Source organism: Glaciecola petra (genome assembly GCF_031846345.1).
GTDB classification, from domain to species: domain Bacteria; phylum Pseudomonadota; class Gammaproteobacteria; order Enterobacterales; family Alteromonadaceae; genus Glaciecola; species Glaciecola petra.
This window is the reverse complement of the sequence record NZ_JAVRHX010000004.1, coordinates 267,742-282,084: the sequence shown is the minus strand read 5'-3', so window position 1 is coordinate 282,084 and position 14,343 is coordinate 267,742. Positions and strand designations below refer to the sequence as shown.

The 14,343-nt window shown below is 40.4% G+C and carries 18 protein-coding genes; 7 read left to right on the top strand and 11 right to left on the bottom strand.

All coding sequences use genetic code 11. The annotated features are described in order from the left end of the window. Nucleotides 1–9: 9 nt before the first annotated feature. The 10 genes from rapZ to RM552_RS14130 form a co-directional block, all read right to left on the bottom strand. Nucleotides 10–948, bottom strand: a complete 939-nt coding sequence (gene rapZ, locus RM552_RS14175) for an RNase adapter RapZ (RefSeq protein WP_311369511.1) — start codon at nucleotides 946–948, stop codon at nucleotides 10–12. Nucleotides 949–956: 8 nt separating this feature from the next. Then, nucleotides 957–1,400, bottom strand: coding sequence for a PTS IIA-like nitrogen regulatory protein PtsN (gene ptsN / locus RM552_RS14170; RefSeq protein WP_311369510.1), 444 nt, complete (start codon nucleotides 1,398–1,400; stop codon nucleotides 957–959). A gap of 82 nt (nucleotides 1,401–1,482) precedes the next feature. Then, nucleotides 1,483–1,770 carry a ribosome hibernation promoting factor gene (hpf, locus tag RM552_RS14165; RefSeq protein WP_311369509.1) on the bottom strand — a complete coding sequence of 96 codons (288 nt, stop codon included), beginning with the start codon at nucleotides 1,768–1,770 and terminating at the stop codon, nucleotides 1,483–1,485. Between the two features lie 23 nt (nucleotides 1,771–1,793). Next, complete coding sequence (locus RM552_RS14160) at nucleotides 1,794–3,302, bottom strand: RNA polymerase factor sigma-54 (protein WP_311369508.1); 1,509 nt, start codon at nucleotides 3,300–3,302, stop codon at nucleotides 1,794–1,796. Between the two features lie 214 nt (nucleotides 3,303–3,516). After that, on the bottom strand, nucleotides 3,517–4,245 hold the full coding sequence (gene lptB, locus RM552_RS14155; RefSeq protein ID WP_311369507.1) for an LPS export ABC transporter ATP-binding protein: 729 nt from the start codon (nucleotides 4,243–4,245) through the stop codon (nucleotides 3,517–3,519). A 2-nt stretch (nucleotides 4,246–4,247) separates the two neighbouring features. Continuing rightward, nucleotides 4,248–4,793 (bottom strand): lipopolysaccharide transport periplasmic protein LptA, encoded by a 546-nt coding sequence (gene lptA / locus RM552_RS14150; protein WP_311369506.1) that lies wholly within the window; start codon nucleotides 4,791–4,793, stop codon nucleotides 4,248–4,250. Between the two features lie 49 nt (nucleotides 4,794–4,842). Continuing rightward, nucleotides 4,843–5,403 (bottom strand): LPS export ABC transporter periplasmic protein LptC, encoded by a 561-nt coding sequence (gene lptC, locus RM552_RS14145; protein WP_311369505.1) that lies wholly within the window; start codon nucleotides 5,401–5,403, stop codon nucleotides 4,843–4,845. Further along, nucleotides 5,400–5,954 (bottom strand): 3-deoxy-manno-octulosonate-8-phosphatase KdsC, encoded by a 555-nt coding sequence (gene kdsC / locus RM552_RS14140; protein ID WP_311369504.1) that lies wholly within the window; start codon nucleotides 5,952–5,954, stop codon nucleotides 5,400–5,402. Before kdsC ends, lptC begins: the two co-directional genes overlap by 4 nt. Then, nucleotides 5,955–6,917 (bottom strand): KpsF/GutQ family sugar-phosphate isomerase, encoded by a 963-nt coding sequence (locus RM552_RS14135; protein ID WP_311369503.1) that lies wholly within the window; start codon nucleotides 6,915–6,917, stop codon nucleotides 5,955–5,957. Nucleotides 6,918–7,033: 116 nt separating this feature from the next. Beyond that, entirely contained in the window at nucleotides 7,034–8,017 is a 984-nt protein-coding gene (locus RM552_RS14130; RefSeq protein ID WP_311369502.1) for a calcium/sodium antiporter, read from the bottom strand. Between the two features lie 471 nt (nucleotides 8,018–8,488). On the opposite strand from RM552_RS14130, the gene RM552_RS14125 reads away from it, so the two are divergent. From RM552_RS14125 to murA, 7 genes are read left to right on the top strand one after another with little or no spacing between them, the layout of a single operon-like run. After that, nucleotides 8,489–9,292 (top strand): ATP-binding cassette domain-containing protein, encoded by an 804-nt coding sequence (locus RM552_RS14125; RefSeq protein WP_311369501.1) that lies wholly within the window; start codon nucleotides 8,489–8,491, stop codon nucleotides 9,290–9,292. Further along, a complete protein-coding gene (mlaE, locus tag RM552_RS14120) occupies nucleotides 9,289–10,077 on the top strand; it encodes a lipid asymmetry maintenance ABC transporter permease subunit MlaE (protein WP_311369500.1) in 789 nt (262 codons plus the stop codon). The genes RM552_RS14125 and mlaE overlap by 4 nt, the downstream gene beginning before the upstream one ends. 45 nt (nucleotides 10,078–10,122) lie before the next feature. Further along, entirely contained in the window at nucleotides 10,123–10,647 is a 525-nt protein-coding gene (mlaD, locus tag RM552_RS14115; protein WP_311369499.1) for an outer membrane lipid asymmetry maintenance protein MlaD, read from the top strand. A gap of 3 nt (nucleotides 10,648–10,650) precedes the next feature. Next, the gene (locus RM552_RS14110) at nucleotides 10,651–11,343 is read left to right on the top strand and encodes an ABC transporter substrate-binding protein (RefSeq protein ID WP_311369498.1); all 693 of its coding nucleotides are present in this window, start codon (nucleotides 10,651–10,653) and stop codon (nucleotides 11,341–11,343) included. 4 nt (nucleotides 11,344–11,347) lie between these two features. Further along, the gene (locus RM552_RS14105) at nucleotides 11,348–11,668 is read left to right on the top strand and encodes an STAS domain-containing protein (protein ID WP_311369497.1); all 321 of its coding nucleotides are present in this window, start codon (nucleotides 11,348–11,350) and stop codon (nucleotides 11,666–11,668) included. A gap of 4 nt (nucleotides 11,669–11,672) precedes the next feature. Next, entirely contained in the window at nucleotides 11,673–11,921 is a 249-nt protein-coding gene (locus RM552_RS14100) for a BolA family protein (RefSeq protein WP_311369496.1), read from the top strand. A gap of 19 nt (nucleotides 11,922–11,940) precedes the next feature. Next, the gene (gene murA / locus RM552_RS14095; protein ID WP_311369495.1) at nucleotides 11,941–13,203 is read left to right on the top strand and encodes a UDP-N-acetylglucosamine 1-carboxyvinyltransferase; all 1,263 of its coding nucleotides are present in this window, start codon (nucleotides 11,941–11,943) and stop codon (nucleotides 13,201–13,203) included. 20 nt (nucleotides 13,204–13,223) lie between these two features. On the opposite strand, the gene RM552_RS14090 is transcribed toward murA, so the two are convergent. Beyond that, the gene (locus RM552_RS14090; protein ID WP_311369494.1) at nucleotides 13,224–14,294 is read right to left on the bottom strand and encodes a trypsin-like peptidase domain-containing protein; all 1,071 of its coding nucleotides are present in this window, start codon (nucleotides 14,292–14,294) and stop codon (nucleotides 13,224–13,226) included. Between the last annotated feature and the right edge of the window lie 49 nt (nucleotides 14,295–14,343).

Below are 14,343 nucleotides of genomic sequence, written 5' to 3'. Positions count from 1 at the left end.
GTCACATTTTTAGTCGTTATTATTGATAGGTTTAAAATTGCTTACAGTGGTATCGTCATTAAGCAGATTTTGAGTACTAGGCGTGTTTTCTATTTTGGGTGTAATTCGTTTTAATTCTCTGTGCTTAACTTGTGCATCACCATGACTATTTTTAAAAGCTTCATAGAGGGCCTGTGCCACATAAACTGACCTATGTTGCCCACCCGTACATCCAATAGCAATAGTGACATAGCTTCTGTTATTGCGCTCCAAATGTGGTAGCCAAGTTGTGACAAAGCTTTGTACTTGCCAAATGAGCTTCATTACCAGGGGTTGCCCAGATAAAAATAGCTCGACGGGTCCATCTAAGCCGGTTAAAGGGCGTAAGTCAGGTTCCCAATGTGGATTGGGCAAAAAGCGGACATCAAATACATAGTCACTGTCTTTTGGCAGGCCATATTTAAATCCAAATGATTCGAATACAATGACCAAATCAGAGCTTTTTTTACCCAAAACACGTTCTCTAACTAGTTCGGCTAAATCGTGGACTGATAATTGATCAGTATTGATATGAAGGTCGGCTTTCTCAGCTACAGGAACCAGAATTTCTTGCTCGGCGCTAATAGCATCAATCAAGGAGTTACTTTGTTTAAAAAGAGGGTGTAGTCGCCGAGTTTCACTATAACGCTTAATCAGTACGTCATCGCTGGCGTCTAAAAATATAATAGTGATATCCCAAAATTCAGGGAGATATTCGAGTAACTCACTAATTTCATTTTCTGTTTCGGGCATGTTTCTAACATCAATACTAACCGCAACAAGCTCGTGCTGTTCAACTACTGTATGTGTTAGCGTGGGCAAGAGTGAAACCGGAATATTATCAACACAATAATAGCTCAAGTCTTCTAAAGCTCTTAAAGCGATTGACTTTCCAGAACCTGAACGCCCACTTATTATTAACAGTTTCATGATGTTTATTATGCCAAAGCTGCCACTATTTGGTTTTTAGTTTCTGCTTTTCGGATGGCTTTTACAATATCTTTATTACTTAATTTGCGCGCGATACCTGAAAGCGCTTGTAAATGTTGGTCTGTTTGCTCGTCTGGTACCAAGATAGCAAAGAAGATATCGACTGGATGACCATCTATGGCATCAAATTCAATTGGGTGATTGCTTGTCACAATTACAGCTATCATATTGGCCAGGCCTTTTATCCTGCCATGCGGTAACGCGATGCCATTGCCTATGCCAGTACTGCCCATTTTTTCGCGGCTAATTAAGCTACTTAACACTTCAAGTTGGTCTAATTCAGGAGATTGTTTCACAGCAATTTGAGAAATGATTTCAAAGATGCGTTTCTTACTGTTGCACTCAACCGAACATTGAGTCCGGTCGAGTGAAATGATGTCGTTTATTATCATTGATATTTCTTAACGATGGTTAGTATATCGTTTATTCTTAAAGGAGCTTAAAAGTATAGAGCTGGCATTTGAGTCGCTCTAGTTAATGTCGTTTTAACTTTTCTTTATGCTTAATAACCTGTCGGTCTAGCTTGTCTATCAAGCCGTCAATGGCTGCATACATATCGGTATGTTCATTGTTGGCGAAAACTTCACCACCGTTTAAATGCATTGTAGCTTCAGCTTTTTGACTCAATTTCTCGATGTTTAAAATTACATGTACGTTGTTGATATGATCAAAGTGCCTCTCTAATTTTTCAAACTTTGTATCAACATAGTTGCGTAATGAATCGGTGATTTCTACATGATGACCTGTCAGGTTAATTTGCATATAAATAATCCTCTTTTGCTCGTTTACACGAGACTTTTTCGCTGATTGGAAGGGGGAATGTTTAAAGACTCCCGATATTTTGCAATTGTTCGCCTAGCAACGTTTATGCCTTGCTCAGCGAGCATTTGTGCAATTTTGCTGTCACTTAATGGTTTATGGGATGGTTCGTCAGCGACCATTTTCTTAATAAAGGCTCTAATAGCAGTAGACGAACAGTTTTCACCTGAGTCTGTTGACACATGAGAAGAGAAAAAGTATTTCAGCTCAAATATTCCCCTAGGGGTATGCATATATTTTTGTGTGGTGACTCGAGAAATGGTCGACTCGTGCATATCTACCATTTCAGCAACATCATTGAGTACCATGGGCTGCATTTTTTCTGGACCTTGCTCAAAAAATTCTCGTTGCTTTGCGACAATACAATGCGACACTTTGAGTAATGTTTCGTTACGACTTTCTAAACTCTTTATAAACCATTTTGCCTCTTGTAAGTGAGACTTGATATATTGAGAATCGTTCGGATTTTTTGTCGTTTTTGACAACTGAGCGTAAGTTTCGTTTACGGATAAAGCCGGCAATGCTTCATTATTTAATTCTACCGTCCAAATTCCTTTTTTCTTGTAAACGTTGACATCGGGTATGACATATTCAGGTTCTCTCGCAGAAACAACGCTACCAGGACGGGGATTTAGGGTTTTTAGTAAACGCATGACTTCGCGTAATTGGTCTTCTTTAAGCCGTGTTTTACGCATCAACGTACGGTAGTCTTTGCTGCTAATTAAATCGCTATGTTCTTCAATTAAAGAGCGTGCTTGTTCCAACCATGGTGTATTCTCGTCAAACTGTTGCAATTGTACTAACAAGCATTCTTGTACCGAGCGAGCTGCAGCGCCTACTGGGTCAAAACGTTGAATTCGTTTGAGCACGCATTCTACTTCGTCAAGTTCAATTTCGGCGTCATCTAAGCTCTCTAGTATCTCTTCTGCACTCACTGTCAGGTAACCTGATTCATCCACTGAATCAATAATAGCGATGGCGATAGATTTATCTGTTTCACTAAAGTGGGTCATTTCTGTTTGCCACATTAGATGGTCTTGAATGCTCTCAACAGTTTCACCTTGATAAATAAAATCGTCATCGGGATTGGTGCCCACCATTTTAGTAGGCGCTGAACTGGAGCCTAGGTATTCGTCCCAAGAGGTATCTACTGGCAGGTCGTCGGGCAATTCTTTATTTTCTAAAGCCTCATGACTGTCCATTTGATCAGAGCCATCTTTCTCGCCATTGATTTGTGTTTCGGTATTTTCTGATGCACTTGCCGACGCGCCCGCTGTTTCAGAATCGGATTCGCTTTGGTTGCGGTCATCACGACTCTCGTTTTCGAGTGACTCTAACAAGGGGTTAGAATCGAGGGCTTCTTGAATTTCTTGTTGTAAGTCTAATGTGGAGAGTTGCAACAACTTAATCGCCTGCTGCAACTGTGGCGTCATTGTTAGCTGTTGACTAAATTTAAGCTGTAAAGAAGGTTTCATTACATTCCTATCACTACAAACGATTCACACATATTAGCTATAATCACCTATAAAATTAATTTGTTTAACAGTCTCGTATCGCCTTGCTTATTCTCAATATAACATATTCTTTTAATGTACTTATATTAAGTGTTCCTCAATTACTACATCGACAAACACCGTCCATTCTTTTGCATGATTATTTAAATAATCGAATAAAGTTTACTCAAAATAACTACAAAGAAAATTGCTCACCTAAGTATACATCTCTTACTGTTTGATTTGATAGTACTTCTTGCGCATTTCCAGAAGCAATTAATTCGCCATGACTAACAATATAGGCTGTTTCACATACATCTAGGGTTTCTTTGACATTATGGTCAGTGATCAGTACTCCTATACCGCGCTCTTTTAATTGGTATATTATCTTCTTTATATCATTTACAGAAATTGGGTCAACACCTGCAAATGGTTCGTCTAGTAAAATAAATTTAGGGTTGGCTGCAAGCGCTCTTGCTATTTCCACCCGTCTTCTTTCGCCACCAGACAAGCTCATGCCCAAATTATTACGTATATGATTGATATTAAAGTCGTCGAGTAATTCGTCGGCTATTTGTTCCCTCTGGTTATTTGAAATATCTTTGCGTGTTTGCAAAATAGCCATCAGGTTTTCATAAACACTCAATTTCCTAAAAATGGATGCTTCTTGTGGTAAATAACCAATACCTTGCCTGGCGCGTTCGTGCATTGGTTGCATGCTCACATTTATTTGATCTATAAAAATATTACCTTTGTCTAAGGGAACCAAGCCTACGATCATATAAAAGGTCGTTGTTTTACCCGCGCCATTAGGACCAAGTAAACCAACAATTTGGCCAGTGGAGACTTCAATACTAACGTCTCTAACGACTTGTCTCGATTTATATGATTTTGCTAAGTTTTTTGCGCAAAGTGTACTGTTCACGACTATTCGTCTTCCTCGTTTTCATTCTCTTTACTTTTATCTGAGGGTGTACTATTTGAAAATGCACCAGGGCTCAGTACAGTGGTAACTGGGCCGCTGCTATCTGCTGTACTAGATGCGAGAATTTGTTCCTTTGCCATATCAAAAACGATGGAATCACCAGTAACCTGAATTTCGTTTTGTACAATAGATGCCACACCTTTGAGTGATATTGTACGAGCTCCGACTTCGTATACTATTTCGTTAGCTCGTGCTTCAACCATAGTACCGTCTTCTAAGCGTTGTTTATAGCTGGCAGGGTTGCCGCTGGCCATAATGATTTCTTTGCCTTTACCGGCGGCCGCATCGGCTTCTACTCGTTGTGCCAATATTTCCAAGCTACCTTGTCTAATCACTACATTATCAATAAATATAGAGGTTTTCTTTTTGCCATCGAGTGTTTGACTATTCGATACTAAGGTAACAGGTAAGTTAAAGTCAGTACTGATGGCATCGACTTTTGAGGCTGTAGCACTTTCATCTTGAGCCGTGCTTTGTTGATTTTGCATGGCGTGCGCCACCTGAATTGAAGCTAACAAGACAGATGTCGCGATTATTTTACAAGCTAGGCTTAAATTGTGTTTGTACATGATCTTTTAACTCGTATTGTTGGGTTGTTAAATCCCCAAATAAACCGACACTTACTACAGAATAATCAAGTCCGCTTATTTCGACGATCTGATCGGACATTAAGGTCTTATTTTGCAAATTTATTTCTATATACTCGGTGTTGATTTCACGCACATACTCTTCGGTGCGCAGATTCACAATCTTAACATTCTTTTCTAACTGAATGCGATTATTGTCGTGCAAGGTTGCTTCATTGGCGGTTACTTGCCATGGCTCACCCGAATCTAAATAAAGCGTATAAACAGGGTTGGTGAACACGGCAAAGCCTAACTCTTCATAATGCTCCATTTGTTCTGCAGCCATTTGATGGCTTAGCTTACCCTCTTTGTCATACAATTTGCTATTTAAGTTCACTGCTTTGTAATTGGGAATAAGTGAACCATCTCTATTGTTTTCATTTAATGCGTCCTCTGGTTCCAATAGTGTGGGTAAATAAAGTGCTAACACCGCTGAGAAAATTAGCGCAATACTCCATCCTATTCGGTTCATAAGCTTGCACCATGACTAAATTCTAATTTGTTATTTACTTGCAAAAACAAATCACAAAACTCTCTAACTGCGCCCTTGCCACCGCCTAAACTTGTGATGTAGTTTGCTTCCCTTTTTACCATTGGGTGCGCATCATTTACGCTTGCTTTTATTGCACTGTGAGCAAATAAGCCTAAATCTGGCATATCATCGCCCATACTCGCTATTTGATAAGCTTTAAACCCACTTACTTCCATTAATTCAATCATTGCGGTATTTTTATCTTCGCGCCCCTGAATAATGTAATTCACGTTGAGTGATTGCATTCTCTTTTCGACAATGTTTGACTGTCGGCCAGTAATCACTGCCGTTTGGATGCCGCAACTTGCTAGGGCCTTTATGCCATATCCGTCTTTTGTATTAAATGCTTTGAGTTCTTCACCATTATTACCCATATAAATATTGCCGTCGCTGAAAACGCCGTCAACATCAAATACAACCAGTTTGATGGTTTTACACTTTTCAAAAACCGACGCAGAAACAGTGCCGTAGAGGGTTTTAATTTCAGACATTTACACTACCCCAGCTTTAAGCAGCATATACATATTAAGAGCGCCGATGGGCTGATTTTTTTGGTTTAATACAAACAAAGCGGCTATACGCTTATTTTGCATAAGATTAATTGCATCGATTGCTAAACTATTTTCTAGCAAACTAATACCGCCCTGAGTCATTACATCTCTCACTAAAGCGGTATGGATATCTATTTGTTTATCTAAAGTTCGGCGCAAGTCACCATCACTGAAGATGCCAATAAGTTTATTGTCGCCATCCACAATGCCAGTAATCCCTAGGCCTTTGGACGATATTTCCAGTAGGGCTTGCTTTAATGTGGCGCTGTCGTTAACAATAGGCATGTCTTTTCCGCTTACCATGACATCAGATACTTGCAATAAAAGACGTTTTCCAAGTGCTCCACCCGGGTGAGAAAAAGCGAAGTCCTGTGCAGTAAATCCCTTAGCTTCAAGTAATGCTATGGCAAGTGCATCACCAAGGACGAGCGTCGCGGTGGTACTGGTAGTGGGGGCTAAACCCAATGAGCATGCTTCTTTTTCAACATGTAAATTAAGCACAACTGCTGCAGCTTTGGCCAAGCTACTGGTCATATTATTACTGATTGCGACAATCGGCACGCCAATGCGTTTTATTGACGGTAATAAGCCTATTAACTCGCTCGTTTCGCCAGAATTAGAGATACCAATTAACACGTCATTTTGACTTAACATGCCAAAATCGCCATGGTTGGCTTCGCCTGGGTGCATAAAAAAAGCAGGAGTGCCCGTGCTAGCCAATGTTGCTGCAATTTTATTCGCAATATGACCTGATTTACCCATGCCACACACTACAACTTTTCCTTCGCAATTAAGCAGCAGTTCACATGCTTTTTCGAAGCTTTCATCGAGAGAGCTTGCAAGCGTTTGCAATCCTTTGACTTGAATATCGAATGTATGTTTTGCAGATTGTATATAAGTCATATCAATTCTTTACAGCTAAATTAGGTGAGTCGGGCCAATAACCTTAAACGACAATTTATTGCACCATATTAAAAATGGCTACATCCAAATAGCTAAACTAAAACAGCTAAACAAAATCAGGAAAACAACACAAATTGATAACCAATAAATATGCCTAATAAAATACTGGCTTCTATTCGATTAATGCGTCTAGTCCCTTTTAAGTTAAAACAAAAAATAAATAATAATATTGATAAGCCTAACATAACTAGCGAGTCTCTGTTAGCTGCATTGCCATCAATAACAGAAGGGTTTAATAAGCCAGGCATTGCTAGTACCGCTAAAATATTGAATATGTTTGAGCCAATGATATTTCCCAATGCGAGGTCATCTTCACCTTTTAAAACACCAGCAATACTTGCGGCTAACTCGGGCAAACTAGTACCAATTGCGATAATAGTTAAGCCAATGACAAGGTCGCTTATACCAAAGTGTCTGGCTATATGAACAGCAGATTCGACTAAAAAGTGAGCACTAAGTGGCAACAGAATAATGCCAACAATCACCCAAAAAATCGCGTTTGGCGTGGGTACATCACTAGGTACTTCAGTTTCAGTTTCGGCAATTAGAGGATCGTTTTTTTCCACTGTAAATGACAAAACTGCCATTCCGGCAATCACAAGCACAAAGAGGGTAATTAAAACAACCCCTTCAATTTTTGATAGGTGGCTGTCTGCTAAAAAATAAACGGCTATAAGCGTTACTATTAGCATAAGCGGCAGTTCGCGTTTCAAAGTAGAAGACGATACAAGCAAGGGTTTTATCAATACGGTTATGCCAAGCACTAGAGCGATATTAGTGATATTTGAGCCAAGTGCGTTGCCCACAGCAGTGTCGCTACTGCCTGCTAGTGAAGCCGTTGCAGCCACCACAATTTCAGGCGCGGAGGAGCCCATCGCGACAATAGTGAGGCCAATCATCATAGGTGCGACGCCAATATTCTTGGCTAAAGCTGAGGCACCATAAACAAAACGGTCTGCGCTCCAACTTAGAACGACTAAACCTACTACAAAAATGACAACATTAATCAATAACACAAAGGCTTCTTCTTCTATTAACAACTATAAGGTCGTTTTTCATGGGACAAAGGCACAACCCAATTTTTAATTGAGTTAATATATGCTGACCTTATAACTGGAGCAAATTCTAGCGATTTCAATAGAACAAATCACTTAAAACATAAAATAAATAAGATATATCCACAAAATGTACGTTTTGTTACTTTTTCTTACGTTAAAATCATTGAAAAGGGCTAAACTGTCACTATATTGGTCTGTCGGCATAGAATCGCCTAGTATGAATCTTAATCATTGAAAGTGAAAGATTTGTAATATATTGATCATGGCAACTACCGCCAGAGTAATAATTAAAACAAACAGTTCGTGCTTTAATAAAGTGATTGTTGGAATATATACGCTAATAATTACTGAACTTAAAATGCGGGTAAAGACTCTACTTTGTTTGAGTATGCATGCCGACAAAGTTACACGGTATGTAAGTACAACATTTATAACATGGAAAACCATTAGGTTATGCAAGACAACATCGTATCCATCAGTAACATGCAATTCTCCAGAGGAGAACGCCAAATATACAAAGATATTTCTTTGTCGGTGAAGCGTGGCGGAATTACGGCTGTTATGGGACCTAGTGGTATTGGCAAAACAACCTTATTGAAAATTATAGGTGGACAACTAACTCCATCTGATGGCGAAGTCCTGTTCCAAAATGAAAATGTGCATCAAGTTAGTCGAAATCGTCTATACGAAATGCGCCGAAAAATGAGCATGCTGTTCCAAAGTGGCGCGTTATTTACCAATATTTCGGTATTTGATAACGTTGCGTTTCCGTTAAGAGAACATACCAAGTTGGATGAATCAATCATTCATACTATCGTTATGCTTAAACTTGAAGCCGTTGGTTTGCGTGGTGCAGCTGCGTTAATGCCAAGTGAATTATCAGGTGGTATGGCACGCAGAGCTGCTCTGGCCAGAGCAATTGCACTTGATCCAGATTTGATTATGTATGATGAGCCATTTGCAGGACAAGATCCTATCTCTATGGGTGTTTTAGTGACCTTAATAAAAGCTTTAAATAAGGCGCTTGATTTGACATCAATAGTGGTGACCCACGATGTTTCAGAAGTGTTAGAGATAGCTGATTATGCATACATTTTAGCAAATAAAACAATTATTGGCGCCGGAACACCTGAAGAGATCAAGCAATCGGATTCGGCCCTTGTTCAACAATTTTTGCAAGGTAAAGCTGACGGCCCAGTGCCGTTTCATTTCCCGGCTGATGATTTATCTACACAGTTACTTGGAGCGTCTAAATGAGCCAAGTAGCCAATTATTTTGTCAAGTTAGGTCGTTCTGCGATTGACACTATTGGTGCGGTAGGGCAAGCCTCTTTAATGCTTTTTGGCGCCTTGTTTGCTTTTCCAAAGTGGAAAAACGTTCGTTTAACTATTGCACAAATGTATGTTGTTGGAGTGCAATCTCTTTTAATCATAATGGTGTCGGGATTGTTTATTGGCATGGTTATGGCCTTGCAAGGCTACACTATTTTAGTCAACTATGGTGCAGAAGGCAGTTTAGGGCCAATGGTTGCTTTATCTATACTGAGAGAATTAGGCCCTGTTGTGACCGCTTTGTTGTTTGCCGGACGAGCTGGGTCGGCATTAACTGCCGAAATTGGATTAATGAAAGCGACCGAACAGCTTAGTAGTTTAGAAATGATGGCGATTGATCCGCTAAGACGAATAATATCACCGCGATTTTGGGCAGGTGTAATTAGTATGCCCATGTTAGCTATTATCTTTTCTGCTATCGGGATTTTGGGCGGTCACTTAGTTGGTGTTGATTGGCTTGGGGTAGATTCGGGCAGTTATTGGTCTATTATGCAAGCAACAGTTGACTGGAACCAAGATGTTGTCAACGGGATTATTAAGAGTTTTGTATTTGCTTTGGTTGTAGTGTGGATTGCGCTATTTAAAGGGTATTCTTGCATACCTACCTCCGAAGGTATCAGCCAAGCTACGACACAAACCGTGGTGTTTTCGTCGCTAGCAATATTGGGTTTGGATTTTATTTTGACAGCACTGATGTTTGGTATTAACTAAGTTAATGCAATTAATAGTGTTATTTTTATTTATGGTAGGAACGTAATGACCAGCAGAAAAACAGAATTGTTAGTAGGAATATTTGTTGCCCTTGCAATAGCAGCAACACTTATACTTGCCCTTCAAGTCGCCAACAAGGGTATGAGTGGTGGTGGGGAAACTTATGAACTAACAGCACGTTTTGACAACATCGGCGGGTTAAAGGCGCGCTCTTCTGTGAAAGTCGGTGGCGTTGTTGTAGGACGTGTTGAAAAAATATATTTACATGAGACAGATCTCATACCTGTTGTAGTGTTAAGAATATCTGAAGCGTATAAAAATACTTTTCCTGATACAAGTAGCTTATCTATTCTTACCTCTGGCCTATTAGGCGAACAGTTTATTGGTTTACAGCCTGGTTTTATCTTTCCTGAGGATATCGTGAGAATATCTGAGGATAAAGTTTGTGAAACTACTGATAAATCTGATTGTCCATACCTAACAGATGGCGAAGAAATTATTGATACCAAGTCGGCTCTTGTACTAGAGGACTTGATTGGACAATTTTTATTTAACCAAGGAAGCGAATAATCCATGTTTAAAATTAAATACAAAAGCGTTGCTTTGATCGCCTTATTGGCTGTGTCATCGTTGCCTATAGTTAGCGCTGTGAACGCGCAAGAAACACAAGATTCATTGGGCGCTTCAGTTAAAGTTGCGCAAGATGACCCGTATAAGATGGTTGAACAGGTAGCGAGTAAAACATTTGCTCGGATTAAGCTTGAGCAAGAGAACATTAAAAAAGATCCAGAAATATTTCGGACAATTATGGAAGAGGAATTAATGCCTTACATTGATTACCGCTTTTCAGCCTATAAAGTATTGGGTAAATATACGCGTCAAATTAAGCAAAAAGAATTACTCGAGTTTGTCACCGTTTTTAGGGAATATTTAATAACAAGCTATGCGGTTGCAATGGGCTATTATGACAGCCAATTTGTCGAGTTTGAGCCAGCACGTGAGTTTGCCAATCGAAACGACGTGACAGTAAGGACCGTGATTAAAGATGATGTGCGGCCAGATATTAAAGTGGCTTTTAAAGTAAGAAAAGACAAGCGCTCAGGCGACTGGCAAGCATACGATATGATAGCTGAAGGCATTAGTTTACTGTCGAGCAAACAAACTGAGTTTGAGAGTATATTGCGTAAAGAAGGCATAAATTCTGTTATTGAACGTATGCGAGAAAGCATTAGGCAACCCATCGTATTGCAGAATAAAGAAGCGTAAATAGATGAAGTTGTCCCTGAATAAAGACGCCGATGAGTCCAATACGTTTAAACTTAGTATATCTGGTGAGTTAGACCGTGAGTCGCTAATACATGACTATTGGACAACAGTTTCTGCCTTGGATAAAAAAGCATTGCAATCAGCTATCCAACTTACCATCGATTTGCAGGAAACAAAAAGAGCTGATACGGCAGGTTTGGCATGGCTACTCAATTTAAAGCGTGATTTACTGAAGCATATCAAGACTGTAACCATCATAAACGTGCCGCAAAAATTATTAAATTTAGCCGATTTGAGCGGTGCTCAGTCGCTACTAAAAGAGTAACAAAATGACAAACGAAGAGATTGCAAACTTGTTGAAAACGACATTGTCGTTAACAGACGTAAACGTTAAAAGTGAAGGGACACACTTTCAAATTATTGCAATTGACGATAAATTCGAAGAAATGAGTCGGGTAAAAAAGCAGCAATTTGTATATGCGCCGCTGTCTGACTTAATAGCAGACGGTACAATACATGCAGTCTCAATTAAAACGTTCTCCCAAGCCCAGTGGCAAAGAGAAAAATTGTTTAATTAATCTTATACAGGACAGTCGAGTGGATAAACTGGTCATCAAAGAGAGCCCGCCTTTGTTAGGTACGGTCGTTATTTCGGGCGCTAAAAATGCCGCCTTGCCTGTGTTAATCTCGAGTTTGCTAACAGACGGCGCCTGTACTTTTACCAATGTACCCAAACTCCGTGATATCAATACAACCTTATTGTTGTTAAAGGATTTTGGCGCAAAAATTAATCAAACCGATACCAATAGTGTCGAAATTGACGCGAGTCAATTAGATAGCGTTACAGCTTCTTATGATTTGGTGAGAACCATGCGAGCGTCTATTTTAGTGCTTGGCCCTTTGCTTGCCAAATATGGACGAGCAAATGTATCGTTACCCGGCGGATGTGCCATAGGTGCTCGTCCAGTCAATTTGCACTTGAGTGGCTTAGAAAAAATGGGCGCAAAAGTCGACGTTGAAGAAGGTTACGTCAGGGCATCAGTAAATGGGCGATTGCAAGGCGCCAGAATATTCATGGACATGGTTAGTGTTGGAGCAACTGAAAATTTAATGATGGCCGCTGCACTTGCAGAAGGCACAACGATTATTGAAAATGCTGCCAGAGAGCCAGAAATAGTTGATCTTGCAAATTGTATTAATGCTATGGGCGGAAAAGTGAGTGGCGCTGGTAGTGACAAAGTGACTATTGAAGGCGTTGAAAGCTTATCAGGATGTGAATACAGCATTTTACCCGACCGAATCGAAACCGGTACGTTCTTAGTAGCCGCTGCTGTATCAAAAGGCAGCATAAGGTGTGAAAAAGCCGATCCAACAAGCCTTGATGCTGTGTTAAGTAAGTTAGAGCAGGCGGGGGCCACAATAGAAGTTGGTGAAGATTGGATCAGCCTTGATATGAAAGGCCAAGCTCCTACAGCGGTGAATGTTAAAACCCTGCCACATCCTGGTTTTCCTACCGACATGCAGGCGCAGTTTGTGACTTTAAATGCGGTGGCAAACGGCAATGGGGTTATTACAGAGACAATTTTTGAAAACAGGTTTATGCATGTGCCTGAACTTCAGCGTATGGGCGCAAAAATAGAGCTTGAAGGCAATAACGCCTACACACAGGGCTCTTCGACGCTTAAAGGTGCTCCGGTTATGGCGACTGACTTACGGGCATCAGCTAGCCTTATTATTGCTGGTTTGGTTGCAAAAGGTGAAACGACAGTAAATCGGATATATCACCTAGATCGTGGCTACGAGGCGATAGAATCTAAGTTACAAGCGCTAGGCGCGAATATAGAAAGAGTGAAAGAATAAACACCAAGCGGTAAATGGCGCTAGGAAGTGCTGACTAACTCCCCCACAATAGCGGTTAGTTTCACGAGCTCGTCGTTTCTTTGGACAATGAGTTCCATTTGTGTGCCGGGCTCTGTAGACGCGATGAGTGTAAGTACGGCGCGCCCATCGGTAACTTCTAAGCCATCTACAGCAATGATAACGTCGTTGATTTTAAGACCGGCTTGGTCAGCAGGTCCGTTAATGTCAATGCTTTGCACCACGATCCCTTGACCTTGTGGAAATGCTTCTCCACCAAAGCCCAATTCCCCACGCCTGACGCGGCCATTTTCAATGATTTCATCCATCACACGTTTTGCTAAGGCATAAGGAACGGCAAAGTTGACACCATCAACCGCTTGGAGTCTGCGACGATTGTCCAATGTTTTGAAATTAGCGTTAGTGATGCCAACTAAGTAACCATTAGAATCAACGAGTGCCCCCCCAGAATTACCTTGGTTCAATACCGCATCGGTTTGAATAAAATCAAAATAGTTAGCCAAATTGTTTCGACTAATTCGACTGACAATGCCTGAAGTTACGGTTTGACCTAAGTCTAAGGGATTGCCAATGGCCATGACCATATCTCCCACCCGCAAATCTGGCTCTGGAATTTGGGGTATCACTGGTAGGTTATCGTTAAATACTCTTAATACAGCTAAATCGGTCTCTTCATCAAAACCGACAAGTTGTGCTTGCACTAACACACTGTCTTGAGAGGCAACAAAAATGCTGTCAGCATTGCGAATAACGTGGTAACAAGTGAGTATGTACCCGTCATCACGCATTATAACACCTGAACCAAGGCTAGAGCGCTCTCTGCGAGACCTAAATAAACTGTTTGAGTCTTCTACAATTAAACTGTAAATATTGACGACCGCAGGCGCACTTTTACTCAATGCATCGTAATAACTCAAGCGTTCAGGTACTTGTTCTTGTTGATTTAGCCAAGATAAATTTAAACCTTTACCCTCTCTAAATTCAGGAAAAAACAATAACAACATGCCAGCAACGACAATACCCAAAATGATTGGCTTGAGCAATGCTATGAACAATTTGGAGAAAAATGACATGTGTAGTGACTTCCTTAATAAGCGTAAGGATCATAGCAAAGATAAGAGG

Coding starts and splice junctions, on each gene's coding strand:
- rapZ (WP_311369511.1), bottom strand. CDS start 948: ATGAAACTGTTAATAATAAGTGGGCGTTCAGGTTCTGGAAAGTCAATC.
- ptsN (WP_311369510.1), bottom strand. CDS start 1,400: ATGATAATAAACGACATCATTTCACTCGACCGGACTCAATGTTCGGTT.
- hpf (WP_311369509.1), bottom strand. CDS start 1,770: ATGCAAATTAACCTGACAGGTCATCATGTAGAAATCACCGATTCATTA.
- RM552_RS14160 (WP_311369508.1), bottom strand. CDS start 3,302: ATGAAACCTTCTTTACAGCTTAAATTTAGTCAACAGCTAACAATGACG.
- lptA (WP_311369506.1), bottom strand. CDS start 4,793: ATGCAAAATCAACAAAGCACGGCTCAAGATGAAAGTGCTACAGCCTCA.
- lptC (WP_311369505.1), bottom strand. CDS start 5,403: ATGAACCGAATAGGATGGAGTATTGCGCTAATTTTCTCAGCGGTGTTA.
- kdsC (WP_311369504.1), bottom strand. CDS start 5,954: ATGTCTGAAATTAAAACCCTCTACGGCACTGTTTCTGCGTCGGTTTTT.
- RM552_RS14135 (WP_311369503.1), bottom strand. CDS start 6,917: ATGACTTATATACAATCTGCAAAACATACATTCGATATTCAAGTCAAA.
- RM552_RS14125 (WP_311369501.1), top strand. CDS start 8,489: ATGCAAGACAACATCGTATCCATCAGTAACATGCAATTCTCCAGAGGA.
- mlaE (WP_311369500.1), top strand. CDS start 9,289: ATGAGCCAAGTAGCCAATTATTTTGTCAAGTTAGGTCGTTCTGCGATT.
- mlaD (WP_311369499.1), top strand. CDS start 10,123: ATGACCAGCAGAAAAACAGAATTGTTAGTAGGAATATTTGTTGCCCTT.
- RM552_RS14110 (WP_311369498.1), top strand. CDS start 10,651: ATGTTTAAAATTAAATACAAAAGCGTTGCTTTGATCGCCTTATTGGCT.
- RM552_RS14105 (WP_311369497.1), top strand. CDS start 11,348: ATGAAGTTGTCCCTGAATAAAGACGCCGATGAGTCCAATACGTTTAAA.
- RM552_RS14100 (WP_311369496.1), top strand. CDS start 11,673: ATGACAAACGAAGAGATTGCAAACTTGTTGAAAACGACATTGTCGTTA.
- RM552_RS14090 (WP_311369494.1), bottom strand. CDS start 14,294: ATGTCATTTTTCTCCAAATTGTTCATAGCATTGCTCAAGCCAATCATT.